Origin of the sequence: Luteimonas mephitis DSM 12574 (assembly GCF_000422305.1) — a bacterium.
In the GTDB taxonomy this organism is placed as follows: Bacteria; Pseudomonadota; Gammaproteobacteria; order Xanthomonadales; family Xanthomonadaceae; genus Luteimonas; species Luteimonas mephitis.
In genome coordinates, this window is the sequence record NZ_AULN01000017.1 from 193612 (window position 1) to 215492 (window position 21881).

Annotated in this window: 30 protein-coding genes; 17 read left to right on the forward strand and 13 right to left on the reverse strand. The window is 69.5% G+C overall.

Annotated elements, in window-relative coordinates:
- Window positions 1-39: 39 nt before the first annotated feature.
- Window positions 40-357 carry a hypothetical protein gene (locus H570_RS16850; RefSeq protein WP_036135539.1) on the reverse strand — a complete coding sequence of 106 codons (318 nt, stop codon included), beginning with the start codon at window positions 355-357 and terminating at the stop codon, window positions 40-42.
- On the opposite strand from H570_RS16850, the gene H570_RS19090 reads away from it, so the two are divergent.
- Window positions 341-616, forward strand: a complete 276-nt coding sequence (locus tag H570_RS19090) for a hypothetical protein (RefSeq protein ID WP_211219090.1) — start codon at window positions 341-343, stop codon at window positions 614-616. The genes H570_RS16850 and H570_RS19090 overlap by 17 nt on opposite strands.
- 82 nt (window positions 617-698) lie before the next feature.
- On the opposite strand, the gene H570_RS0107795 is transcribed toward H570_RS19090, so the two are convergent.
- The 3 genes from H570_RS0107795 to H570_RS0107805 form a co-directional block, all read right to left on the reverse strand.
- Window positions 699-1244 (reverse strand): peroxiredoxin, encoded by a 546-nt coding sequence (locus H570_RS0107795; RefSeq protein ID WP_027080244.1) that lies wholly within the window; start codon window positions 1242-1244, stop codon window positions 699-701.
- Between the two features lie 254 nt (window positions 1245-1498).
- A complete protein-coding gene (locus H570_RS19095; protein ID WP_169447748.1) occupies window positions 1499-1651 on the reverse strand; it encodes a hypothetical protein in 153 nt (50 codons plus the stop codon).
- A gap of 221 nt (window positions 1652-1872) precedes the next feature.
- Window positions 1873-2553 (reverse strand): glutathione S-transferase family protein, encoded by a 681-nt coding sequence (locus H570_RS0107805; RefSeq protein WP_245559564.1) that lies wholly within the window; start codon window positions 2551-2553, stop codon window positions 1873-1875.
- A 282-nt stretch (window positions 2554-2835) separates the two neighbouring features.
- Between H570_RS0107805 and H570_RS0107810 the strand changes: the two genes are divergently transcribed.
- Entirely contained in the window at window positions 2836-3558 is a 723-nt protein-coding gene (locus tag H570_RS0107810) for a glutathione S-transferase (RefSeq protein ID WP_027080246.1), read from the forward strand.
- Here H570_RS0107810 and H570_RS16855 read toward each other — a convergent pair.
- Window positions 3537-4649, reverse strand: a complete 1113-nt coding sequence (locus tag H570_RS16855; RefSeq protein ID WP_084499940.1) for a sensor domain-containing diguanylate cyclase — start codon at window positions 4647-4649, stop codon at window positions 3537-3539. The genes H570_RS0107810 and H570_RS16855 overlap by 22 nt on opposite strands.
- 288 nt (window positions 4650-4937) lie before the next feature.
- On the opposite strand from H570_RS16855, the gene H570_RS0107820 reads away from it, so the two are divergent.
- A complete protein-coding gene (locus H570_RS0107820; RefSeq protein ID WP_027080247.1) occupies window positions 4938-5177 on the forward strand; it encodes a hypothetical protein in 240 nt (79 codons plus the stop codon).
- Between the two features lie 34 nt (window positions 5178-5211).
- Here the strand turns inward: H570_RS0107820 and H570_RS0107825 are convergent, their stop codons facing one another.
- Together H570_RS0107825 and H570_RS0107830 are read right to left on the reverse strand one after the other, a co-directional pair.
- Window positions 5212-7101 carry a DUF7844 domain-containing protein gene (locus H570_RS0107825; protein ID WP_051176221.1) on the reverse strand — a complete coding sequence of 630 codons (1890 nt, stop codon included), beginning with the start codon at window positions 7099-7101 and terminating at the stop codon, window positions 5212-5214.
- Window positions 7102-7137: 36 nt separating this feature from the next.
- Window positions 7138-7440: a DUF2388 domain-containing protein gene (locus tag H570_RS0107830; protein WP_027080249.1), complete on the reverse strand. Its 303-nt coding sequence runs from the start codon at window positions 7438-7440 to the stop codon at window positions 7138-7140.
- 167 nt (window positions 7441-7607) lie between these two features.
- On the opposite strand from H570_RS0107830, the gene H570_RS0107835 reads away from it, so the two are divergent.
- From H570_RS0107835 to H570_RS0107845, 3 genes are all read left to right on the forward strand, one after another.
- Window positions 7608-7877 (forward strand): DksA/TraR family C4-type zinc finger protein, encoded by a 270-nt coding sequence (locus H570_RS0107835; RefSeq protein WP_027080250.1) that lies wholly within the window; start codon window positions 7608-7610, stop codon window positions 7875-7877.
- A gap of 132 nt (window positions 7878-8009) precedes the next feature.
- On the forward strand, window positions 8010-8210 hold the full coding sequence (locus tag H570_RS16860; protein ID WP_036135542.1) for an oxidoreductase-like domain-containing protein: 201 nt from the start codon (window positions 8010-8012) through the stop codon (window positions 8208-8210).
- A 172-nt stretch (window positions 8211-8382) separates the two neighbouring features.
- A complete protein-coding gene (locus tag H570_RS0107845; RefSeq protein ID WP_027080251.1) occupies window positions 8383-8727 on the forward strand; it encodes a zinc ribbon domain-containing protein YjdM in 345 nt (114 codons plus the stop codon).
- A 32-nt stretch (window positions 8728-8759) separates the two neighbouring features.
- On the opposite strand, the gene H570_RS16865 is transcribed toward H570_RS0107845, so the two are convergent.
- The 3 genes from H570_RS16865 to H570_RS0107860 all read right to left on the reverse strand — a co-directional run bounded on the left by H570_RS16865 (window position 8760) and on the right by H570_RS0107860 (window position 10112).
- Window positions 8760-8957, reverse strand: a complete 198-nt coding sequence (locus H570_RS16865; protein ID WP_036135544.1) for a hypothetical protein — start codon at window positions 8955-8957, stop codon at window positions 8760-8762.
- A gap of 124 nt (window positions 8958-9081) precedes the next feature.
- Window positions 9082-9429, reverse strand: coding sequence for a YkgJ family cysteine cluster protein (locus H570_RS0107855; RefSeq protein WP_027080252.1), 348 nt, complete (start codon window positions 9427-9429; stop codon window positions 9082-9084).
- A 2-nt stretch (window positions 9430-9431) separates the two neighbouring features.
- Window positions 9432-10112, reverse strand: a complete 681-nt coding sequence (locus H570_RS0107860; protein WP_027080253.1) for a class I SAM-dependent methyltransferase — start codon at window positions 10110-10112, stop codon at window positions 9432-9434.
- Window positions 10113-10686: 574 nt separating this feature from the next.
- Here H570_RS0107860 and H570_RS19375 point away from each other — a divergent pair.
- The 9 genes from H570_RS19375 to H570_RS0107905 all read left to right on the forward strand — a co-directional run bounded on the left by H570_RS19375 (window position 10687) and on the right by H570_RS0107905 (window position 17475).
- Entirely contained in the window at window positions 10687-10956 is a 270-nt protein-coding gene (locus H570_RS19375) for a 2'-5' RNA ligase family protein (RefSeq protein ID WP_245559566.1), read from the forward strand.
- Between the two features lie 58 nt (window positions 10957-11014).
- A complete protein-coding gene (locus H570_RS0107870) occupies window positions 11015-11641 on the forward strand; it encodes an HD domain-containing protein (protein WP_051176222.1) in 627 nt (208 codons plus the stop codon).
- Between the two features lie 2 nt (window positions 11642-11643).
- Window positions 11644-12210 (forward strand): GNAT family N-acetyltransferase, encoded by a 567-nt coding sequence (locus tag H570_RS0107875; protein WP_027080255.1) that lies wholly within the window; start codon window positions 11644-11646, stop codon window positions 12208-12210.
- 36 nt (window positions 12211-12246) lie between these two features.
- A complete protein-coding gene (locus tag H570_RS0107880) occupies window positions 12247-13044 on the forward strand; it encodes an SAM-dependent methyltransferase (protein WP_245559567.1) in 798 nt (265 codons plus the stop codon).
- 46 nt (window positions 13045-13090) lie between these two features.
- The gene (locus tag H570_RS0107885) at window positions 13091-13384 is read left to right on the forward strand and encodes a hypothetical protein (RefSeq protein WP_027080257.1); all 294 of its coding nucleotides are present in this window, start codon (window positions 13091-13093) and stop codon (window positions 13382-13384) included.
- 29 nt (window positions 13385-13413) lie between these two features.
- Window positions 13414-15255, forward strand: a complete 1842-nt coding sequence (locus H570_RS0107890; RefSeq protein WP_027080258.1) for a tetratricopeptide repeat-containing diguanylate cyclase — start codon at window positions 13414-13416, stop codon at window positions 15253-15255.
- Between the two features lie 67 nt (window positions 15256-15322).
- Entirely contained in the window at window positions 15323-15688 is a 366-nt protein-coding gene (locus tag H570_RS0107895) for a DUF6164 family protein (protein ID WP_027080259.1), read from the forward strand.
- A gap of 235 nt (window positions 15689-15923) precedes the next feature.
- The gene (locus tag H570_RS0107900) at window positions 15924-16550 is read left to right on the forward strand and encodes a hypothetical protein (protein ID WP_027080260.1); all 627 of its coding nucleotides are present in this window, start codon (window positions 15924-15926) and stop codon (window positions 16548-16550) included.
- Between the two features lie 37 nt (window positions 16551-16587).
- Entirely contained in the window at window positions 16588-17475 is an 888-nt protein-coding gene (locus H570_RS0107905; RefSeq protein ID WP_036135547.1) for a pseudouridine synthase, read from the forward strand.
- A 45-nt stretch (window positions 17476-17520) separates the two neighbouring features.
- Here the strand turns inward: H570_RS0107905 and H570_RS0107910 are convergent, their stop codons facing one another.
- Genes H570_RS0107910 through H570_RS0107920 form a run of 3 tightly spaced genes read right to left on the reverse strand, consistent with a single transcriptional unit; the run spans window position 17521 to window position 20517 of the window.
- Window positions 17521-18774: a TIGR03862 family flavoprotein gene (locus H570_RS0107910; protein WP_281167557.1), complete on the reverse strand. Its 1254-nt coding sequence runs from the start codon at window positions 18772-18774 to the stop codon at window positions 17521-17523.
- Window positions 18771-19955: a BaiN/RdsA family NAD(P)/FAD-dependent oxidoreductase gene (locus tag H570_RS0107915; protein WP_027080263.1), complete on the reverse strand. Its 1185-nt coding sequence runs from the start codon at window positions 19953-19955 to the stop codon at window positions 18771-18773. The genes H570_RS0107910 and H570_RS0107915 overlap by 4 nt, the downstream gene beginning before the upstream one ends.
- A gap of 4 nt (window positions 19956-19959) precedes the next feature.
- Window positions 19960-20517, reverse strand: a complete 558-nt coding sequence (locus H570_RS0107920) for a YaeQ family protein (RefSeq protein ID WP_027080264.1) — start codon at window positions 20515-20517, stop codon at window positions 19960-19962.
- A gap of 137 nt (window positions 20518-20654) precedes the next feature.
- Between H570_RS0107920 and H570_RS0107925 the strand changes: the two genes are divergently transcribed.
- Window positions 20655-21407, forward strand: a complete 753-nt coding sequence (locus tag H570_RS0107925) for a sulfurtransferase (RefSeq protein ID WP_027080265.1) — start codon at window positions 20655-20657, stop codon at window positions 21405-21407.
- Window positions 21404-21808, forward strand: coding sequence for a hypothetical protein (locus tag H570_RS0107930; protein ID WP_027080266.1), 405 nt, complete (start codon window positions 21404-21406; stop codon window positions 21806-21808). Before H570_RS0107925 ends, H570_RS0107930 begins: the two co-directional genes overlap by 4 nt.
- The last annotated feature ends 73 nt before the right edge of the window (window positions 21809-21881 follow it).

The window sequence follows — 21881 nt, forward strand, 5'->3', positions numbered from 1 at the left end:
CCGGTTGGCCGATGCGGCCTGCGCGGGGCGATCAGGCGATCAGCGCCTTGCCGCGGCAACCTTCCCGGTCGTGGCGGCGGATGCGGTCTTGCGCGAAGGCCTGGCCGTGGGGACAGCGCCGGTCTTGGACTTGGACGTGCTGCTCCTGGAGCGCGACGTGCTGACGTTGACCTGCATGCGCAGCGGCGTGACGCCCAGTACTTCGACGCGGCCGCCCTGCTTGCGGAAGGCAGCCAGGTCGTTGGCGATCGTTTCGCTGGTCATGCTGCGGCTCAGGTCCTTCGCCTTGCTCTGGCGGGCGAACAGGTGCGAAGTGCTGGTGGGAGGGATGGCAGCCTTGGTGGACTTCTGGGACATGGTGTCTCCTTCAATGGTTCGCCATGGCGAGCGCGGACGCTGGCAGGCGGTGCGCGGCAACGGCCCGGAGGGCAGGGTTGTCGCGGCCAGGATCCCGTCCGGCTGGCGCCAGACGCGCGCAATGACGCCCCGCAACGGCGCGGCAGCGTTCGGGTGGACGGGAGTGCGCGTATCCTACGCAAACACCAATGAACAGGATGTTATTTGCGCCGAATTCCTGCAAACGCGCAGGCAAATACGGCGCAAAGCCAGCAATTGAAACGCCGCCGCGACCGGCCGGGCGAACCGGCTGCCGGATCCGGGCAGGCGCGTGATCGCCCGGAGAGCACCTCCTGCAGAGGCTATTTTTCGAGCGCGTCCAGCGCCTCCAGCGACTCGGCCACGTGACGGTTGGGGTTGAGCTCGGAGTAGGCGTGCACGACCTTGCCCGAGGGCGCGATCACGTACGAGGTCCGGTTCGACCAGCCCGGCTTCATCTGCAGCACCGCGTCGTACTGCGCCGCGATCTTCGCGCCCTGGTCGGCAGCGACCGGGAACTTGCCGCCGCAGTGCTCGGTTTCCTTCGAGAAGTCGGCCAATTCGTCGATGTTGCCGGCGGTCACCCCGATCACGGTGGCGTGGCGTGCCTTGAACTTGTCGATTGCCTGCGAGAACAGGGCGGCTTCGAGGTTGCAGCCGGGGGTATGGGCGGCGGGGAAGAAATAGACCACGACCGGGCCCTTCTTCAGCGCATCGGCGAGCTTGAAGGTGAAGGGTTCGCCGGCAAGGTAGGCCGGCGCGCTGAAGTCGGGCGCCTGCGTGCCGGGCTTGAGCGCGGCGAGCGACGGCGAGGCCAGCATGACGGTCCCGGCGATGGCGGCAGCCGCGAGTTTCAGGAGGTGTTTCATGGCAGCCACTCCAGTGGGGATCATAGACTTATACACCCGCTGCCGCGGCGCAGCGGTCGCAATGTTTGAAAGGCATGCGGACCGTCGCGTCGTCCGGTCGTGGCGGTGAGACGGGGCAGGGAACCCGGTGTGGCGCGGATCCCGCTGCCAGGAAGGCCGCGCCACGGCGCTGCGAACGGCGCTGCGGCGGGAGCCCGATGCGAGGCGGCATCCGGACGCGAAACCGGGAAAGGCGCCAAGGCCGGCGCCGACATTCATTCCGGGGTTGACGGCTCGTGCGCTGCACCGGACTTCGCGGCCTGGGCCGCTTCGCGGGCCTCGCGCTTGCGCGCGTCCTTCTCGTCCTGCTTCTTCTTCTTGGCGATCTCGCGCTGTCGCTTCTCGAACGAATAGTTGGGCTTGGCCAATGGATTGCCTCGTTGCGGGGTGCGTCCATTGTACGGCCAGCCGGGAAACCGCCCGCCGGCGCCCGCGGCCACGCAGGTTTCGCTGGCTGCGCGCCCGCCGGGTGTCACGGCGGCGAACGGGTTGGCGAGGGCATGCCCGCCCCGCGCTTCGAGGCGGCGGTTGTCCAGCGGTCCGCTCGCCCGGCCGTGCGGGTCGACGGGCCTTCGTGGCCGGCGACCGGTCAGTCGCGATCCGGTGCGCCAAGCGGGAAGAAGCTGCGATAGGGGCGCGCCTCGTCGACCGCGCGCGCGAACGACGGACGCGCCAGCAGGCGCTTGCGATAGGCGACCACGTTGCCGAACGCCGGGTCGATGCGATGCGTCCAGTCGGCGTAGAACAGGAACGGCGCCGCCCCGCAGTCGGCCAGGCTGAAGGCATCGCCAGCCGCCCATTCGCGATCCGCCATCACGCCGTCGAGCCAGCGATAGGCGGTGTCCAGCATCGCCCGTGCCTCGGTGACGCCACGCCCGTCGCGCTCGGCTTCCGGCCGCAGGCTGTCGAACACGATCTTCTGCTGCGGGGTGGAAATGTAGTTGTCGAAGAAGCGGTCCATGCCACGCACCTCAAGCGCGCTGCGCGGGTCGGCGGGCAGCAGGGTCACCGGACCCGGATGCTGCAGCTGCAGGTGCTCGATGATGATGCTGGCCTCGGGGATCGTGCGGCCCGCATCGACCAGCACCGGGAAACGCTTAAGCGGCCACAGCGCCGCGAACTCGTCCACCAGCTGCGGGTGTTCCTGCGACAGCAGGCGCCATTCGAATGGCGTGTCGTTCTCGTACAGCGCCACCAGGACCTTCTGGCAGTAGGAGGAGAACGGATGGGCATAGAGGACAGGCATGGCGGTGTCGTGCTGGGCGGGCATGGTGGCTCCTGGTGGATGGGATGATCGTTCCCGGCTTCCTGTTGGCGACGAACGGCTGGCCCCGGGATCGACATTGCCAGAAGGCCCGGCACGGAAATCGCCTCGTGGCAGCGGGCGATCGCCATGCCGCAAGCGGTCAAGGTGGCCCGCCGTGGACCTGGCGCTTCGACGGGCGAGAACGATGGCCGGTTGTCGTGCCGTTCCCCGGTTCCACTGTCGGGCAACGTCACGCCGCGTAATGTCACGCCACGCAGCATCGACATCGCATCACAGAGGCACGGGATGACCTATCGGCTCTACTACTGGCCCGGGATCCAGGGGCGCGGCGAGTTCGTCCGCCTGCTGCTGGAGGAAGCGGGCGCGGCCTATGTCGACGTAGGCAACAACGAGGCGGAAGGCGGCCTGGAGGCCGTGCAGGCGCTGCTGGCCTCGCCCGAGGCCGTGCATCCCGCGTTCGCGCCGCCGGTGCTGGTCAACGGCAAGGTGGTGGTCGCGCAGGTGGCGGCGATCCTGCAGTATCTCGGCCCGCGCCTCGGGCTGGTGGCCTGCGACGCCAACATGGCCTTGTGGACGCATCAGCTGCAGCTGACCATCGCCGACGCGGTGGCCGAGGCGCACGACACCCACCATCCGCTCGACGTCGGCGACTGGTACCGCAACCAGAAACCCGAGGCGCTGCGCCGTGCACGCGCCTTCCGCGAGTCGCGGATGCCGAAGTTCATCGGCTGGTTCGAGCAGGTGCTGGCGCGCAACCCGAAGGGGCCGGAGCACCTGGTCGGCGCGCGGCTGTCATACGCGGACCTGTCGCTGTTCCAGCTGGTGCAGGGGCTGCGCTACGCGTTTCCGAAGGCGATGGGCGCGCTCGAACGCGACACGCCACGGGTCCACGCGCTGGCGCGGCGCGTCGGCGCGCGGCCGAACGTGTCCGCGTACCTTGCCTCGCCGCGGCGGCTGCCGTTCAGCGAGGACGGGATCTTCCGCCATTACCCGGAGCTGGATGGCTGAGCACGGCCTGGGTGCGCTGTTTCGTGCGCGTCGTTGCTGGCGGCAGCGGCAGGCAGGGTGTCGGGGTGCCGGGTTGGCGTGGCGACGCAGTTCCGGCCTTGGTCCTTGGCGTGGTACAGCGCGGTGTCGGCCGCCACCATCCAGCGCCGCAGCGACATGCCCGGGCTGGCGGTGGCAACGCCCAGGCTGACCGTGCAGCGCAGGCCGGGCGCGGCGACGAATGACAGTTCGCACACCTGCCGACGGATCGATTCGGCAATCGACAGCGCCCGGGGCTCGTCGACGTCCAGCGCCAGCGCGAACTCGTCGCCGCCGTAACGCACGGCATGTCCGTTGCCGCCGATGTTCTCGCGCAGCACCGCCGCGACACCGCGCAGGACATCGTCGCCCACCGCGTGCCCGCGCGCGTCATTGGTGGTCTTGAAGTTGTCGATGTCGACCATGACCAGGGTGGCCGGGCCCAGCCCCGTGCGTCGCCGCTCCAGCACCTGCTGCGCGTGTTCTTCCCACTGGCGGCGGTTGTCGAGGCCGGTCAGCGGGTCGGTGCGGCTGAGTTCGTCCAGGCGCAGGTTCTGGAAGTGCACGCGGCGCACCAGGCGATAGCCGTTGAGGCTGACCGCGACGGTGTGGATCAGCAGGATCGGCATGCAGGCGATGATCACCGGCATGCTGGTCGTGGGCGCAAACGCGAATCCGGTCAGCAGGCTGCCCAGCATGATTGCACCCAGCATGCCCGGCAGCGAGCGCAGCCACAGGCCGCGGATGCCGGTGTTGATCTTGTCGACCAGCGCCAGGGTGGCGATCAGCGCGCTGGGCAGCAGGTTGAAGTGCATCAGTGGCACCCACAGCCCGGCGAATGTGGAGTCGATCAGCAGGTTCTGGCGTTCGGTGCGCTCCGGGTCACGGCTGCGCCTGGAGCGCCACAGCGCCAGGTGCGGCCACAGCAGCATGACGAATGCCAGGGCTCCCCAAGACAGCGCGCTGGCGTGCTGCTGCGCCAGCACCACGCCGACCGGCAGCGCGGACAGCGCCATTCCCAGGATGCGGAAGGGATAGACCGTCCGGTACAGCGGTTGGCGGGGCCGGCGCATGCTGCGCGGCGCCGCACTGTCGTCGTGAGGTGGATTGTTGCCGGCCCGCGTCATTGCAGGTCACGCCCCCTGTTGCGTTCCGGCCATCATAGCGATGCCGCGCGGGTGTGCGGTGGGGAAGACCGGGAATTGTTCCCGGTGAATGCACCGCCGCGTGGGCCGGGGGAGCGCAAGTGGGTCGCATTCCCGGACGGTGCGGTGGCGTGGATCGATGCAACGCTTGACCGGGATCAGGGTCGCCGTAGCCCGCGCCGGGCACCATGACGCGGTGTTCCGGGAGGTGTTTCCATGGAATTCCATGTCCAGCTGGATGGCGCGCGACCCGACCTCGACGTGCTCGGTGACGTGATCCGCGAGGCGGACCCGTCCGCGCTGCTCGATATCGACGCGAGCGGCAATGTGATGCGCGTGGCCGCTGCGCTGCAGGCACAGGAACTGGTGGCGCTGCTGGGCCGGGCCGGGCATCCGGTGACCCGCGAGCAGGTCAGGCAACTGCCTTCGATCTGCTGCGGAGGCTGCAGCGGCTGACGGCGGCAACCACGTCGCCCACCGTCGGCTGCCGTCAGTCCGGGGCGCGTGGCTCCGGGAGGCCGGGCGCCGCGGGGATGCGATCGAGGTCGAGGCCGCCGCTGTCGCGATGCAAATGCCGTAGCCGCCGGCCGAGCAGGTCGATGTTTCCCTCGATGGCCGCCAGCCTTGCCCGCTGCTGCTGCGGCAGCAGCGCGCGCGCATCGCTGCGCAGATGCTGGTCCTGCTCGCGCAGGCGCGTGGCCTGCCGGGTGGCTTCCGCAGCCAGTGCCTCGCGCTCGGCGCGCTGCGGAAGCCCGTAGCCCGTGGGCAGCAGCATCGCCGGATGGCTGAACAGGCCTTCCAGCGCCAGCATCGCCTGCAGGCGCGCGCGAGCATCGACGCCGCCGTGTCCAGCGCTTGCCCGGTGACCCAGCAGGAGTCGCTTGAGCGCATCGCGCGCGCGCAGTTCCTCGCGACGCTGCGCGGCCTGTTCCAGCAGCAGCAGCGCGGCACTCGCGCGCAGGTCGCCGCGCTCGAGCCACGGCGCACGATCTTCCGGCGGGAGATCGAGCCAGTCTTCGACGCTGGCTGGCGGCAGCTGCAATGCGCTGCGCGCCACGTCGAACATCTCCTGGTAGTGCGCGTTCGCCGGGGCGAAGCGGTAGCCGAGGCGCAGGGCTTCCTGGCGGTTGTCGAGCACGGTTGCGTCAGCGATGCCGGCGCGTTCGAGCCGTTGCAGCAGGCCGTTCGGGGTGATGCTGGAAAGGCGCTCTTCGGCCAGCCGCGGAATGCCATCGTGCAGCAGCTTGTACGTCTCCACCGCGCAGTTGTTGGACAGGAAGTAGTAGCGGCCGTCGTAGCTCCAGTGCACGCGCGCGGCACGTTCGAGCAGCATCGCGATCTCGTCGTCGCGCAGCCGCAGCGGGATCGACTGCAGCCCGCGCAGTTGCACCTTGGTGTACTCGTCCACCACCTGTTGCAGCGGCAGCACGAACAGGCGCGACGGGTACGAGCCGGTCAGGCCGCGCCAGCTCGACACCTGCACGTCGTCGACGAAGGCGCGGAACGACAGCACGCGGTGGTACTGCAGGTCGAGCCGGCAATCCGGGCCGCGCGGCCGCCCCGGTGCGCACACCACCAGCCGCAGCATGCCGTGGCCCCAGCGGCTCATGGCCTGGTCGTTGCCTTCGGCCAGCAGGTAGTCGACGGCGTAGACGCGGGCGGGATCGAGCTCGAGCAGCGGCGCCTGGCCGGCTTCCGCATCCGGTTGCAGGTAGGGCAGGCCGGGCGCGCAGTCGGCCGGCGGGGACGGCATGCCGAAGCGTTCGACAAAGTAGCGATGCAGGGCCGGCCGGCGGCAGGCATAGGCCGGATCGAGCACGAAATACTCGAGGTTCACCGCGACGAATTCGGCCGGGCTGTCGAGTTCGTACCGGTCCGGGCTGCGATCGGTGAACGCGTTGCGTGACGTCCGCAGGCCCAGCCGCAGTGGCGAGACCTGCCAGCCGGCCAGGTCGAGCAGGCGCGGATCGTGCGACAGCCGCCCATGCGGCGAGCGGTCGAGGACGTGTGCGAGTTCATGCACGACGGCGGCCAGCGCCGCGCGCGTCGCGGGATCGTTGTCGCCGGCACCGGCAGGGCGCGCCATCCAGTCGTCGAGGAGGGTGCGCCGGAAGAACAGCTTGCTGCCGCGCGCGCGGCCGTGGACGCCCGCGGGAAGATCATCGCGCCACTCCACCCGGATGCGGCGATCGACCGCCGCGACCCAGACAGGTGGTAGGCGCCGTAAGGCATCATCGAGGATCTGCTGCGCGGCCTCGGCCCGTGCCGGCGACGATGCGTCGTCCTGCACGTACAGCCGGAGCGCGGCCTGCGACGGCAATGCGCAGCCGAACAGGCACGCTGCCCACCAGTGCAGCGCTCGTTGCCGGATCCGGGGCATGCGTGCGCGCCCAGCGGGCACCGCAGGCGCCACGGCTTACCGGGCCAGGATGGCCTGGGCAAGCTCCATGTCGCTGGCTTGGCGTGCCGCGATGCTGCCTTCGCGCAGGTGCCGCAGCGCGGCTTCCAGCATCGCGCCGCGGATGCGCCCATTGCTGGCCACGAAGCCGGCCGCGTCGTCGCGCGCCTGCAGCACGACCTTGTCGTCGCCGGACGAACTACCCGACGACGCCGAAGAGCCGGCGGATGAAGCGCCCGCCGAGCTTCCCGCGAAGCTGCCGGCCACGGCGGGAGCGATGGAGAACGCCGCCAGGGCGCAGAACAGGAGCAATCGGGTCATTGGTCGCAATCCAGGGGCTGGGGCGCAAGAATAGTACCGGGCCTCCCGGGGGCATGCACGATAACGGGGTGGCTTGGTGGCAGTCGGCTTGAAATCATTCATCGCCGCTTCGATATGGTGGAACACATCACTTGAATCGCAACGCCCGCGGCGTTGGAGGAAACGACATGGCAACCGGTTGGGCAGGCGACGGCGCCGTGCAGGACCAGATCGATGCGACCGTGAAGGATGCGATCAAGCGCGTGCGCAGCCAGTTGCCGCAGGGGCCGGGGCTGAGCCGCTGCGAGGAATGCGATGCCGCGATCCCGGAGGCGAGGCGCAAGGCCGTGCCCGGCGTCCGGCTGTGCGTGGACTGCCAGGAGGCGCGCGATGCGGAGAACAGTGCCGCTGCCAGCGGTTACAACCGGCGCGGCAGCAAGGACAGCCAGCTGCGTTGATACGCCGCGTTCCGGCGGGCGGACGCTATCGGTCGAGCCCACTGCTGTAGCGCCACACTCGCTGGGGCGGGCTTCCCGCCGTCTCCGCAACGACATCCCGTTGAAGGCTTCCAGACTGGAGCAGTCACCCGCATGCTTGCTGCCGTGAACCCGGACCTGCCGCCAACCCCGCCGGAAAGACCGTTGCCTTCGGACTGCTGCGACAGCGGCTGCGACCGCTGCGTGTCCGACATCTACGCCGAGGAACTGGCGTACTACGAACAGCAGCTCGCGGAGTGGCGCAAGCGCAATCCTGGTCGCGATCCTGACGAGGTGCGGCGACAGGGTGGGTGATCGCCGCGTCGCGAGCGAGGCGCAGGCAGCCCGGTGCATCGCATTGCGTCCGCGAATCGCATCAGGATCGGGCAGCCGATGCAATGCAACGGAGGGACAGTCCCGTGAACCGGCACGGTGTTTCGCGCGTGCGGCCTATAATCGCCGGCCATTTCCTGCGAGCGCCGTTCCCATGGCCAGCATGCCAACCTGCCCGCACTGCAGCGGCGAGATCACCTATCCGGATGGCGACAACCTTGTCTGCGCCGAGTGCGGCCACGAATGGCCGGCCGCCGGTGATGCCGGTGCCGGCAAGGCCGGTACGCCAACCCGCGACAGCAACGGCAATGCGCTCGTCGACGGCGACAACGTGGTGGTCATCAAGGACCTGAAGGTCAAGGGGTCTTCGATTCCACTCAAGCAGGGCACGCTGATCCGCGGCATCCGCCTGGTCGAGGACGACCCGGAGCACATCGAAGGCAATTCCGAAAAGATCAAGGGGCTGGTGCTGAAGACCTGCTTCCTGCGCAAGGCTTGAAAGCCGCGCGGTACGACGCAGCCCGCATCGCATCAGCCCGCGGCGGGCTCGTCCACTTTCTTGAGTACGCGGGTCACGCCAAGCACTTCGACCCGGCCGCCGGCCTTCTCGAAATCCGCCAGGTCGGCGGAGATCCGGTCGCTGGTCAGGCGTCGTTGCGTGTTGCCGTCGGCGACGTCGCGGGTGGTCCTGCGGATGCGCGCCTTGGGATTGTGCTTGGGATTGGCCATGCCGAATGACTGCTCCGGTGAGGATGCGCGCGAACCGCACGCCATGTGGAAACGCGCCGTGGTTCCGGCGGCTCGAAGGGGAGTGGGGTTGCCTGATCGTGCGCGCGCCGGCGTTAGTGGCGCGTTATTCGTCGCGAAGCACCAACGGGATCCCGCGCAGCATCTGCTCGCGGTAGGTCGCGCGTTCGTCGCGGCAGTACGGGCTGCCCATCGCGAACTTGCGGCAGATGGCGGGGCGCTGTTCGTAGATCGAGCAGCACATGCGCGCGTGGTCGACCGCCACGCACCAGCCTTCCTCGTCGCGCGCCATCACTTCCAGCCCTTGCGCGGTGTCGGTGGTGAGGTGGCGCGGGATCCGGTCTTCCGGCATCACCACCACGGTCAGGCGGCAGCAGACTGCGTCGCAGCTGCTGCACGAGACCGACGGGTCGACGCTTTCGGCGAACGCGTCGTCGGCCGTGACCGGGGCTATGTTCACGTCGCAATTCCTGCACCGGCCGCGTCGGTGCGCGCATAGCTGAGCAGGCGGCCGCGGAACGGCGGCGTGTCATCGGCATTCATCCGGCAGCGCAGTTCGGCGACGACGTAACCCTGTTTCCTGAGTGCGCGGGTGAACGGCGCGCTGTTGCCGCGGCCCGGATCGGTGATCAGCACTTCGGACGCAGCCTGCGCGTGCCGCGGCAGCAGCGCGGAAAGGCGCTCGGCGTGGTCGCGCTCGTAGAGGATGTCGCTGCCGATGATCAGGTCGAAGCGGCCGAGGGATTCATTCGGGGTGTCCCAGCGCAGCGTGCGGTAGGGCACGGCGGGCAGCTCGTTGAGCGCCGCGTTGTAGGACAGGAAGGCTTCGGCAAGCGGGTGGTAATCGCTGGCGACCACGTCGGCGCCGCGACGCCGCAGCACCAGGCTGGCAAGGCCGAGCCCGCAGCCCAGTTCGAGGATGCGCTTGCCGGCGACGTCGTGCGTGGCCATCGCTTCGGCGAGGAGCCGGCCTGCCGGCCAGACGTGCCCGAACAGGCTCCACTGTGCAGAGGAGATTCCCAGGCGCCGTGCATGGTGGTCGGGATCGGCAAACTGCTGCAGGTCGACGAGCGAGCGGATTCGGTAGTCGTGGTCGCCCAGGCGCAGCGTGCGGATACTGGTGTCGTAGCCCGGCATGGGCGCTCCCGTAGAGCGTCACCCCGTTACCGGGATGCAGACGCGGAGAAAGGGAGCGAGGCGGCGACCGGAGTCGGTCGGGCGCAGCGCGCGAAGGAACGATAGCCATGCTACCGCATCGGGCCGGAACCACCTTCACCGCTGCGTGCAGGCAGCATGCGTGCACGCAGCGATTGCGGCCTGGAAGCGATGTTCGGCAACATGGCGGCCATGCAAACGCTGCGACCGGAGCCCCCACGATGACCGACGGCCCTGCACAGCTTTCGCGGGATCGCATGGCGCCAGCGCAAGCGACGGACGGCCTGTTCTTCGCGATCTTTCCTGACGCATCGGCGGCGGCGCGGATCGCCTCGATCGCGCAATCCCTGCGCGCCGGCGAAGGCCTCCTTGGAAGGCCGCAGCCCGCCGATCGCCTCCACGCCACCCTGCATCACATTGGCGGCCACATCGGCCTGCGAACCGACCTGGTCGCCGCGGAGGAGACGGCGACGGCGCGGGTTGCGATGGCGCCGTTCGAGGTCGCCTTCGACAGCGCGTCCAGCTTCGGCGGCGCGCAGGCAACCTGCCGCTGGTATTGCGCGCCGGCAGCGGGGCCGGGACGCTGGAGGCGCTGCATGCCGCGCTCGGCGCGCAGATGGCAGCAGCAGGGCTGGGGCGCTGGGTCAAGCCGGCCTTCGTCGCGCATGTCACCCTGCTGTACGACGGTCGCAGCGTCGCGCCTCGGGCGATCGAGCCGGTTGCGTGGACCGTGCGCGAGTTCGTGCTCGTGCACAGCCTGCTCGGCCGGTCCAAGTACCGCATGCTCGGCCGCTGGCCGCTGCGCGGACAGGCAGGTGCCGGGTAACCGCAACCGAGCCGCGTCGCCGTAAGATGTAGCACTTGGCATCCATCGACCCGAACGCATGCCGGACGCAGCACTCGCGATGCTTTCCGAAGGCCAGCTCGCCGAGCTGGCGGCGGCGTATGCAACGCCGCCGCGTGCGTACCACAACTTCGACCATGTGCGCGAAGTGCTGCGCCAGCATGTCGACGTTGCCGCCGGGCCCGGCTGGGCCCAACCGCAGGAAGCGCGGCTTGCCGTGCTCTACCACGACGCCGTTTACGAAGCCGGGCGCAGCGACAACGAGGTGCGTTCGGCGGAGATGGCGGTTGCGGCGATCGCGCGCTGGCTGCCCGCTGGCAGTGTCGATGCCGCGCGCGTCGCGGAGCTGATCGAGCTGACCGCGCGCCACGGCCAGTTCACGCCCGATGACTTCGGCGAAGGACCGGTGGCCGACGATACCCGCCACTTCCTCGATTGCGACATGGCGATCCTCGGCGCCGAGCCTGGGGTGTTCGACGCCTACGATCGCGGCATCGCCGCCGAGTACCGCGGCAAGGTCCCGGCCTGGGTCTTCAGGCTCAACCGCCGCCGGTTCCTCAAGGCATTGCTCGGCACGCCGCGGATCTACCTCAGCGCGTTCTTCCACGAACGCTACGACGCGCAGGCGCGCGCCAACCTGCGGCGCGCGGTCAACGAGAAGCGCTGACGGTGCTCGCAGACCTGTACACGCCGCGCCTGCACCTGCGGCCGCTGGCGCCTTCCGACGAACGGTTGTACTGCAGCCTTTACACCGACCCGGCGGTGATGCGCGACGTCGCCGAGCCACTCACGGCCGATGCTGCGGCGCGCGCATTCAGGACGGTGCTGGGGCAGCTTGCCGCGCGCCCGCCGCGATCGCGCTACTGGGTCCTGGGCCTGCGCGGGGATCGTGGTGACGTCGGCCTGATGGCTTGGATGCCGGACCGCGGCGATCCCGGCTCGGCCGAGGTTGGCGTGATGCTGGCCGGTGGCGCAGGGTGCCGCGGCTACGCCAGCGAGTCGATTGCGGCGCTGGCGGATGCCGTCTTTGCCCGCCCCGGGGAGCGACGGCTGTGGGCGCGCCATGCCCGCGGCAACGGCCCCGCGCTTGGCCTGATGCGCAGGCTGGGGTTCGTGCCTCTGCCCGACGCCAACGCCGCCGCCACGATCCCGGCTTCGCAGCGGTGGCAGCTGGACCGGCAGGCCTGGGTCGATCGACGGGAGCCGGCTTTTGCGCCGGTCGCGGCCAGCTGGTAGATTCCAGCGGTTGTCCGGGGGGATGGCATGGCAGCGATGAAGGGAAGTTTGTCCTGCGTGGGCCTCGGCATGATGCTCGGCGCCCACGTCGGGCCGCGCGCGCGCGCCACCATCGAGCAGGCGGACGTCGTGTTCGGCGCCGTCTCCGATCCGCTGGTCGAGCTGTGGCTGCAACAGATGCACGCCGACGTCCGCAGCCTGCAGCCCTGTTACGCCGAGGGCAAATCCCGGCACGAGACCTATCGTGAAATGGTCGACTCAATGCTGGCCGAGGTTCGCGCCGGCCGCCAGGTCTGCGGTGCGTTCTACGGCCATCCCGGCGTGTTCGCGGGCGTGCCGCACAAGGCCATCGCGCAAGCGCGCGCCGAAGGCTTCGATGCGCACATGGAACCCGGCGTTTCCGCGGAAGACTGCCTCTACGCCGACCTGGGGATCGATCCGGGCGAGTTCGGCTGCCAGCACTACGAGGCCAGCCAGTTCATGTTCTACCGCCGCCGGATTGATCCGTCGGCATGCCTGGTGCTCTGGCAGGTAGGCGTGGCCGGCGATCGCACGGCCCGGCGTTTCAGTACGGAACCGGCCTACCGTCGGCTGCTGGTCGAACGCCTCGTCGAGGACTACCCGGCCGATCATGTCGTGACCCTCTACGAAGCCGCCACGCTGCCGATCGGCGCGCCGCGGATGGAGTCGTTGCCGCTGGCGCGATTGATGGATGCGGAGCTGCGGATGCAGACCACGCTGGTGGTGCCGCCCGCCATCCCCATGCAGCGCGACCACCGGATGATGGAAAGGATCCGTGGGCTGGATGAGCAAACTGCGGCGGCTGCGGCCTGACCCGGACCAGCAAGATGTCCAACCATTCCAGGCAAACGGGTGAACCATGACGAACGTGATCGGATTTCTCGAGGCATTGGGCCGGACCCCCGCGTTCCCGCAGGCTGCGAGCGCGGCCTGGGCCGCACTCGACGGGCTCGCGGTTGGCGAGGACCAGCGCAAGGCGCTGGCCGATGCAGACGCCGGCGCGCTGAACACCCTGCTGGGCGGGCGTGCATTCATGGCGCTGCACATCCTGGCGCCCGATGGCGATGAAGGGCCTGCCAGGGACGCGCCCGATGATGGGGAACCGGAACAGCCGGGGACCGAAGAGCCGGGTGAGATGGAGAAGCCCGGCTGATTGCAGGCCATGCGTCCTGCGGGAGGCGGATGATGTTCATGCGTGCGTGCTGGATCGTGATGCTGTGGGTGGCCGTGGCTGCGGCCGCGATGGCCGCGTCCGACTTCGGCAAGGCGCTGCACGACGCGGACCTGATCCGGACCTCGGACCCGGCGAAGTTCAGGCGCGCCGTGGAAGACCTCGACAAGCGGGCAGGAACGGCCACGCGCGAGGAGCGGCAGTATCTTCGGCTGCTGGACGCCTACAGCATGATCCTGGCGGGAGAGTTCGACGGCAGCATCCGCGAACTGACGGTGTTGCTCGCGCAGGGTCCGGATGCGGACCTCAAGGTGCGCGCAGGCGCCCTGCTGGTCAACGTGTATGCCATGACACGCGACTTTGCCGAGGGGTTGCGAACCCTGGATGACCTGCTTTCAGTGGTCGACTCGGCGAAGGACAAGGATGCGCGGCAACAGGGCCTGCTCGCGGCGACATTGATCTACAACCAGGTGGGGCAGTACCACCTGGGCCAGCAGTACGCCGACCGCGTGCTGGCCGACGCTCCCGGCGAGCGCTACCTGTGCATGGCATCCAACATGCGGCTGGAATCGCTGCAGGGACAGGGCAAGGCCCTGGCGGACGAGGCGTACGTCGAGGCGGCCACCAGGTGCCAGGAAATCGGCGAGCCGATCGCAGCCAACCTGGTCCGCAGCTACCTGGCGCGCAAGTGGTTCGACGAGGGCAAGGTCGATGCCGCCATCGGGCTGCTTGCCGGGCACCTGGATGAAGTCCACGCCACCGGCTACCGGTACCTGATCAGCGAGTTCAACGCGCTGCTGGCGAAGTTCCGCCTTTCCAGGGGAGACGTCGCGCTGGCCGAGTACAACGCCAAGGTGGCGATCGAGCACCAGGACGGTTTCCAGACCAGCCTGCCGCTTTCCGTTGCATACATGGTGCTCTACTCGATCGCCCAGAAGCGCGGAGATGCCGCCGCCGCGCTGGTGTACTACAGGCGCTATGCCGAGGCCGACAAGGCCTATCTCAACGAAACCAAGGCGCGCGAAATCGCCTACCAGATCGTCCAGAGCGAAACCAAGGCACAGGCGCAGCAGATTGAACTGCTCAACCGCGAAAACCAGCTCCTGCAGCTGCAACATGGCATCAGCGTGCAGAAGGCGCAGACCTCGCGCCTGCTGATCCTGCTGCTGGTGGTGCTGGTCGGCACGGTCAGCTATTGGGCCTTGAAGACCAAGCGCATGCAGATGTCACTGCGGCGGATGGCGGAAACCGACGCACTGACCAGTGTCTGCAATCGCCACTACTTCAACCAGCAGTCAGTGCAGACGCTGGCGCATGCCGCGCGGGCCGGCGAGGACGTGGCGCTGGTGATGTTCGACCTCGACCACTTCAAGTCGATCAACGATCGCTTCGGGCACGACACCGGCGACTGGGTGCTGAAAAGGGTTTCCGATCACTGCCGGACGTTCTGCCGCCGGGTCGACCACTTCGGCCGCATCGGCGGCGAGGAGTTCGCGATCCTGCTTTCGGGCTGCGACCTGCGCGGGGCCAGGCGCGTCGCCGAGGACTGCCGCGTGCGCATCGCCAGCATCGACAGCCAGGCCAGCGGCCACAAGTTCCTCATCACCGCCAGCTTCGGCGTGACGGCCTCGTCGCTGTCGGGCTACGACCTGGCCAAGCTGCTCTCGCATGCGGACAAGGCGCTGTACCGCTCCAAGCGCCAGGGTCGCAACCGGGTGTCGACGTTCGATGGCGACGTGCAGCCGTGGACGCAGCTGCAGGTAGTGGCGATCGAAAGCCTGTCGACGCCAGGGGGGCCGCCGGCGCCGGAGGAGGCGCCGGACCACCGTCCCTTTCAGAACCTGATCTCCTGATCGCAGGTGGTGCGCGCTGGTCCGTGGCGCGCGCGTCGGGGGCTGCCGCGACGCTATAGAATGGCGCATGGCCAAATTGCTCCTGAACCTTCGCCACGTATCCGACGACGAGGCGGCGGACGTGCGCGCATTCCTCGAGGCGAATGCGATCGCCTTCTACGAAACGCAGCCCAGCCGCTGGGGGATCTCCAACGGCGGGATCTGGGTGGAGAACAACACCGACGTCGCCGAAGCCAAGCGGCTGATGGCGGACTACCAGAAGCAGCGCCAGGCGCGGGTTCGCGCGGAACGCGAGCAGGCCGTGCGCGACGGTACCGCGGAAACCTTCATCGACATCGCCCGCGAGCAGCCGCTGCGGGTGCTGCTGACGCTGCTGGCCATCGTGTTCCTGCTCGGCCTGGTCGTGCTGCCGGTGTGGCTGTTGCATCATTGAGCGGCGGGCGGCAAGCCCGGGTTGTCCCGGGTAGGCGCGAGCGGCTTGCGCTGACATAGTCCACGGCCGCGCTCGATGGCGGCCGCCGCGGCTCGGCGCGATGCAAGTCACGAAGGGTCCGACTGCGACCTCCGGCGTCCAGCAGGCGCGCCGACACGAACCGGCTAACGCCGGATGAACATTCCATGATTAAGATGGTGGGTCTTCCGCCGTCGTGTACCGGGGATCGAGATCCATGCCTTGTTCCAGCTCCGCCCGCCGCCTGGCGGCGTCATTTTTCGCACTGCTCATCCTCCTGGCCGCCGGCTGTTCGCCCGCCGGCCAGGCGGTGCCCGACGCCCAGCCGGAGGCCAATACCGCGCCGGCGCCGCCGGCCATCCCGCAGCACGACCCGGCCAGCGCGCCGGTCGAGCGCGCCGCGCCGCCCACGTTGCAGGCGGTCGTGCTCGGCGAATTCTCGGCGAGCAACCCGGTCGCCGAATCGGCCACCGGCGCACTGACGATCGAAGACGGCGAGATCGTCGGCGCGAACGGCGCGAAGTTCACCACCGAGCGCGTGGCGCTGGTCAACGGCGACGACCAGTACACCGCCGGCGCGCGCTTTGCCGACGTCATGATGATTGAGCCGCGCCAGCAGGTGGAGCTGCGCCACGTGGTCGAGGAAACGCCGCCGACCGACGCCCCCGGCAACGCCTTCTGCGGGACGCTCAAGACCGGCCACCTGGCCATCGCCAGGGTCATGGATGGCGATGTTGAACAGGTGAAGGTGCTTGCGCTGAGCGGGCAGGGACTTCCGGCGGCATCGGCAACCGACGTGTCGGCATGCGGGATGGCGGAATACCGTTCGACCCCGAAGAAATGACCGGGCGCGCCGGCGCGTGCGCCCGGCGCTTCGTGCCATGAGCGACAGTGATCCGGAAGACGGCGTGGCGGCCAGCCGCCTGCAGCTTCCTCCCGGCCAGTGGCCGACGTTGATAGACGGCCTGTGCGAGCGATTTCCGGCGATCCCGCGCGAGCAGTGGCGCACGCGGTTCGCGCGCGGCCGGGTGCAGGACCATGACGGCCACCCGCTGCAGGCAACGCACCCGTATCGCGCGGGCATGGAGGTGCGCTACTTCCGCGAAGTGCCGGACGAGGTACCGATCCCGCTGCATGAAGTGGTGCTGCACGCCGACAACGACCTGTGGGTGGTCGACAAGCCGCATTTCCTGCCGGTGGTGCCCGCCGGGCGCCATGTCGCCGAAACGCTGCTGGCGCGCCTGCGCCGCAAGTCGGGCAACGCCGACCTGGTGCCGCTGCATCGCATCGACCGCGCCACTGCCGGATTGGTGCTGTTCTCGGCGCGCCGCGAAACCCGCGCGCGCTACCAGGCGCTGTTCCGCGAACGCGCCATCGGCAAGACCTACGAAGCGCTTGCTCCGGCGCTGCCTGGCCTCGACTTCCCCCGCGTCCACCGTTCGCGGCTCGTGCGCGGCGAGCCCTTCTTCCGCATGCGTGAAGCCGACGGCGAGGCGAACAGCGAGACGCGCATCGACGTCATTGCGCGCGGCGGCGCTGCCTGGCACTACCGCCTGCAGCCGGTGACCGGCAGGAAGCACCAGCTGCGCGTGCACATGGCCGCGCTGGGTGCGCCGATCGTCAATGACGAGGTGTATCCGGAACTGGCGGCGAATCCGGCGGACCGCAGCGATTTCTCGCGGCCGCTGAAGCTGCTGGCGCGGCGCCTGTCGTTCGTCGATCCGCTGACCGGGCTGCGGCGCGAGTTCACGAGTTCGCGCGAGCTTTGAGCATCGGCATGGTGCTTGCCAGCCGATGCCGGTGCAGGCGTGGCGTCAGGCCCCGGCAGCCGGCACCGACGACATCCACGCCACGGCCCCTTCGCCCGCGCGCTTGCCGCTGGCGAAGCATGCGGTGAGCAGGTAGCCGCCGGTCGGTGCTTCCCAGTCGAGCATTTCGCCGGCGCAGAACGTGCCGGCCGGGACGGCGTGCGTGCCCGGTGCCAGCATCAGTGCGTCGTCGAGCGCCTCGAGCCGCACGCCACCGGCGCTGCTGATCGACTCGTCGATCGGCCGCGGCGCGGTGAGAACCAGCGGCAGGCGCTTGATGGTGGCCGCGAGCGTCGATGGTTCCTCCAGCGCGTCGCGTTCCAGCACTTCGCGCAGCAGGCCCGACTTCACGCCGGACAGTCCGGTCTGGCGGCGGATGTGCTCGCCAAGGCTGCGGCCAAGCCGGGGCCTGGACAGCGCATCGCGCAGTCGCGCCTGCCCGCGACCGGGCGCGAGGTCGAGGTGGAGCAGGGCGCTGCCGTCGCGCGCGATGGCGTCGCGCAGGTCGGCCGAGAGCGCATAGACCAGGCTGCCTTCGATGCCGGTTTGCGTCACCACGCATTCGCCCTGCTGCGCGTGCTCGTGGCCGGCGGCGTCGCGCCAGTGCGCGATCACCGGCTTGAGCGGCGCGCCTGCGTGGCGCTGGGCGAAGTGGTCGCTCCAGCCGATGTCGAAGCCGCAGTTCGCCGGGCGCAGCGGGGCGACATCCACGCCGCGCGCGCGCAGCACCTCCTGCCACGCGCCGTCCGATCCGAGCCGCGGCCAGCTGCCGCCGCCGAGCGCGAGCACGCTGGCATCGGCGCGCAGCGTGCGTTCGCCATCGGGCGTGGCGAAACGAAGCGCGCCGTCGTCGTCCCAGCCCAGCCAGCGGTGCTGGACGTGGAAGCGCACGCCCTGGTCGCGCAGCCGCCGCACCCAGCCGCGCAGCAGCGGCGCGGCCTTGAGGTCGCTGGGGAACACGCGCCCGGAACTGCCGACGAAGGTGTCCACGCCCAGCCCGCGTGCCCATGCCCGCAGCGCATCGGCATCGAAGTCCTGCAGCCAGCCGGCGATCTCGCGTTCGCGTTCGCGGTAGCGGTGCGCGAACATCGGCATCGGCTCGGAATGGGTGAGGTTGAGCCCGCCCTTGCCGGCGATCAGGAACTTGCGGCCGACCGAGCCCTTGGCATCGAACAGCTCGACCTCCACGCCCGCGGCGCGCGCGACTTCGGTGGCCATCAGCCCGGCAGGCCCGCCGCCGATCACCGCAAGCGTGCTCACGCGACTTCTCCCGCGGCATGGCCCGAGGCCCAGGCCCACTGGAAGTTGTAGCCGCCGAGCCAGCCGGTGACGTCGACCACCTCGCCGATGAAATACAGGCCGGGCACGCGTCGCGATTCCATGGTGCTCGACGACAGCTCGCGCGTATCGACGCCGCCCAGGGTGACTTCGGCGGTGCGGTAGCCCTCGGTGCCGCTGGCGGTGATCGGCCAGTGGTGCAGCTGCGCGGCGATGTCGCGCAGTTCACGTTCGTTGTACTGGCGCATCGGGCGGTTCGGCAGCCAGGCCTCGCACAGGCGCTGCGCGAAACGCTTGGGCACCAGTTCGGACAGCACGGTCTTGAGTTCGGCCGCCGGCCGCGCCTGGCGCTGCTCGCGCAGATGGGCCTCGGCGTCGATCGTTGGCAACAGGTCCAGCCGCAGTGCATCGCCGGGCTGCCAGTACGACGAGACCTGCAGGATCGACGGCCCGCTCAGGCCGCGATGGGTGATCAGCATGAAGTTGCGGAACGACGCGCCGTTGCAGCTGGCCTCGACCGGCAGCGATACGCCGCTCAGGTCCTGCAGCCGTTCGGAATGCGTGCCGCTGAGCGTCAGCGGCACCAGCCCGGCGCGGGTCGGCAGCAGCGCGTGGCCGAACTGGCGCGCAAGCTGGTAGCCGTAGCCACTGGCTCCCATGCTCGGGATCGACAGGCCGCCGCTGGCGACCACCAGCGACGTCGTCGCGAACGGCCCGCGCGTGGTGCGCAGTGCGAATCCGCCCTCGCTCCGTGCGCGCACGTCCTCGACGCTGCAGCCGATCTCGATGCGCACGCCGGCCGCTTCGCATTCGTCGAGCAGCATGCGCACGACCTGCTTCGAGGACTCGTCGCAGAACAGCTGGCCGAGTTCCTTTTCGTGGTACGCGATGCCGTGGCGTTCGACCATGGCGATGAAATCCGCCGGCGTGTAGCGCGCCAGCGCCGACTTGCAGTAGTGCGGATTGGCCGAAAGGAAGTTGCCGGGCCCGGTGCCGGTGTTGGTGAAATTGCAGCGCCCGCCGCCGGACATCAGGATCTTCTTGCCGGGCTTGTTGGCGTGTTCGACCACCAGCACCCGCCGCCCGCGCCGGCCGGCGGTGATCGCGCACATCAGCCCGGCCGCGCCGGCGCCGATCACGACGACATCGAACGCTTCCGCCATTGCCTCAGTGCGCCGTGGACGCAGGCGCCATGCGCACGCTGGATTCGATCGTCAGCGACGTGCCCTCGCCATAGAGTTCGAGCTGGCCGTCCTGCACCATGCCCTGCAGGCGCATCGTGCGATTGGCGAGCGCGCCCAGCGCGGCGACGGTGGCGCTGCCGATGTCGAGCACGGTGAGGTTGCCGATGCGCGCCAGCGCGGCGCCGTGCTTGTCCCACCAGACGTCCGAGCCGCGACCGCCGTAGTTGACCACCACCACCTCGCGCGCGCGGCCGCAGGCCTTGCGGATGCGCGCCTCGTCGGGCTGGCCGAGGTCGATCCACAGCTCGATCTCGCCGCTGAGCGACTTGCGCCACAGGTCCGGTTCGTCGTCGCTGGACAGGCCGCGGCCGAACTCCAGCGCCTCGTCGGCGTGCAGCGCGAACGCCAGCAGCCGCACCATCAGGCGCTCCTCGGTTTCGGACGGATGCTGGGCCAGCGTCAGCGCATGGGTGGCGTAGTAGTGCCGGTCCATGTCGCTGATCTGCAGCTCGGCCTTGTAGATGGTGGATTTGAGTGCCATGCGATCCGTGGGGGGCGATTGCCGGCGCATAGTGTAGGCGTCCACCGGCGCAGGCGTTGCCGGTGCGCGCTGCGCGGGCGCTGCCGGAGCGTTCAGGTGCCGCGGGCCGTGCGGCGCGCATTCCGTAGAATGCGGCCATGGTCACCAACATCGCCGCCTACCATTTCGTTGCCATCGACGCCCCGGGCGTGCTGGCCACGCGCCTGCGCGGCTGGGCGGAAGCCGGCGCCTTGCTCGGCACCGTGCTGGTGGCCGGGGAGGGGATCAACCTGTTCCTGGCCGGCGCGGGCGCCGCCGTCGAGGAATTCCTTGCGCAGCTGCGCGACGATCCGCGCTTCGCCGGCCTGCAGGTGAAATACAGCCACAGCACCGCACAACCGTTCGCGCGGCTCAAGGTGAAGGTGAAGCCGGAGATCATCAGCTTCCGCCGCGACGGCGCCTCGCCGCTGCGCGGGCGCGCGCCGGCGGTGGTGCCGGCGGACCTCGCGCGCTGGATCGCGCAGGGCCACGACGATGCCGGCAAGCCGGTCGTGCTGCTCGACACGCGCAACCGCGAGGAAGTCGGCTACGGCACGTTCGCCGGGGCGCTGGCGCTGCCGATCGACAATTTCACCGAGCTGCCGGCCGCGCTGGAACCGCACCGCGACGCGCTGCGCGACGCGACCGTGGTGAGTTTCTGCACCGGCGGCATCCGCTGCGAGAAGGCCGCGCTGTGGATGCGCGCGGACGGCATGGACAACGTGCTGCAGCTCGACGGCGGCATCCTGGGTTACTTCGAACAGGTGGGCGGGCAGGGCTATGACGGCCGCTGCTTCGTGTTCGACGGACGCGTCGCACTCGATCCGGCGCTGGCGCCGCTGGTCGACGCCGGCGTGGGCGAGGCCGCATGAGCTGGCTCGCGCTGCTGCTGGTGCCGCTGGCGCTGTACCTCGCCTACAAGCTGGTCGGCGTGGCGCTGAAGCTGGTGCTGGCCGTGGTGGTGGTGGTGGCCGTTTACTGGTGGGCGGCGCCGCACATGGGCTGGCCGACGGTGTCCGAGCTGTTCTACGTCCTGGGGCCGGACTTCGACGGCCGCCGCATCGAGGACGTTGCCGATCCCTCGCGATTGGCGAAGGAGGCGGCGGGCAGGGTCGTTGATGGCGTGGTGGACGAAGTCGTCCAGCGCAGCGGTATCGCTTTGCCAGCGCCCGACGCCGGGACCGAAGCATTGCCGACGGAAGCGGGGATGCCCGATACACCGGACATGCAGGCGGAGGCGCCTGCGCCGGATCGCGCGCGCACCGGGGGGTAGCGCAGGTCGGGGCTGCGTCCCCGACGCCGGCGTCGACGTTGCATTCGCTCACGCCGGATTCCGAACACCACGC

Coding starts and splice junctions, on each gene's coding strand:
- H570_RS16850 (WP_036135539.1), bottom strand. CDS start 357: ATGTCCCAGAAGTCCACCAAGGCTGCCATCCCTCCCACCAGCACTTCG.
- H570_RS0107795 (WP_027080244.1), bottom strand. CDS start 1,244: ATGAAACACCTCCTGAAACTCGCGGCTGCCGCCATCGCCGGGACCGTC.
- H570_RS0107805 (WP_245559564.1), bottom strand. CDS start 2,553: ATGCCCGCCCAGCACGACACCGCCATGCCTGTCCTCTATGCCCATCCG.
- H570_RS0107810 (WP_027080246.1), top strand. CDS start 2,836: ATGACCTATCGGCTCTACTACTGGCCCGGGATCCAGGGGCGCGGCGAG.
- H570_RS16855 (WP_084499940.1), bottom strand. CDS start 4,649: ATGCGCCGGCCCCGCCAACCGCTGTACCGGACGGTCTATCCCTTCCGC.
- H570_RS0107820 (WP_027080247.1), top strand. CDS start 4,938: ATGGAATTCCATGTCCAGCTGGATGGCGCGCGACCCGACCTCGACGTG.
- H570_RS0107825 (WP_051176221.1), bottom strand. CDS start 7,101: ATGCCCCGGATCCGGCAACGAGCGCTGCACTGGTGGGCAGCGTGCCTG.
- H570_RS0107830 (WP_027080249.1), bottom strand. CDS start 7,440: ATGACCCGATTGCTCCTGTTCTGCGCCCTGGCGGCGTTCTCCATCGCT.
- H570_RS0107835 (WP_027080250.1), top strand. CDS start 7,608: ATGGCAACCGGTTGGGCAGGCGACGGCGCCGTGCAGGACCAGATCGAT.
- H570_RS16860 (WP_036135542.1), top strand. CDS start 8,010: ATGCTTGCTGCCGTGAACCCGGACCTGCCGCCAACCCCGCCGGAAAGA.
- H570_RS0107845 (WP_027080251.1), top strand. CDS start 8,383: ATGGCCAGCATGCCAACCTGCCCGCACTGCAGCGGCGAGATCACCTAT.
- H570_RS16865 (WP_036135544.1), bottom strand. CDS start 8,957: ATGGCCAATCCCAAGCACAATCCCAAGGCGCGCATCCGCAGGACCACC.
- H570_RS0107860 (WP_027080253.1), bottom strand. CDS start 10,112: ATGCCGGGCTACGACACCAGTATCCGCACGCTGCGCCTGGGCGACCAC.
- H570_RS0107870 (WP_051176222.1), top strand. CDS start 11,015: ATGCCGGACGCAGCACTCGCGATGCTTTCCGAAGGCCAGCTCGCCGAG.
- H570_RS0107880 (WP_245559567.1), top strand. CDS start 12,247: ATGAAGGGAAGTTTGTCCTGCGTGGGCCTCGGCATGATGCTCGGCGCC.
- H570_RS0107885 (WP_027080257.1), top strand. CDS start 13,091: ATGACGAACGTGATCGGATTTCTCGAGGCATTGGGCCGGACCCCCGCG.
- H570_RS0107890 (WP_027080258.1), top strand. CDS start 13,414: ATGATGTTCATGCGTGCGTGCTGGATCGTGATGCTGTGGGTGGCCGTG.
- H570_RS0107895 (WP_027080259.1), top strand. CDS start 15,323: ATGGCCAAATTGCTCCTGAACCTTCGCCACGTATCCGACGACGAGGCG.
- H570_RS0107900 (WP_027080260.1), top strand. CDS start 15,924: ATGCCTTGTTCCAGCTCCGCCCGCCGCCTGGCGGCGTCATTTTTCGCA.
- H570_RS0107905 (WP_036135547.1), top strand. CDS start 16,588: ATGAGCGACAGTGATCCGGAAGACGGCGTGGCGGCCAGCCGCCTGCAG.
- H570_RS0107915 (WP_027080263.1), bottom strand. CDS start 19,955: ATGGCGGAAGCGTTCGATGTCGTCGTGATCGGCGCCGGCGCGGCCGGG.
- H570_RS0107920 (WP_027080264.1), bottom strand. CDS start 20,517: ATGGCACTCAAATCCACCATCTACAAGGCCGAGCTGCAGATCAGCGAC.
- H570_RS0107925 (WP_027080265.1), top strand. CDS start 20,655: ATGGTCACCAACATCGCCGCCTACCATTTCGTTGCCATCGACGCCCCG.
- H570_RS0107930 (WP_027080266.1), top strand. CDS start 21,404: ATGAGCTGGCTCGCGCTGCTGCTGGTGCCGCTGGCGCTGTACCTCGCC.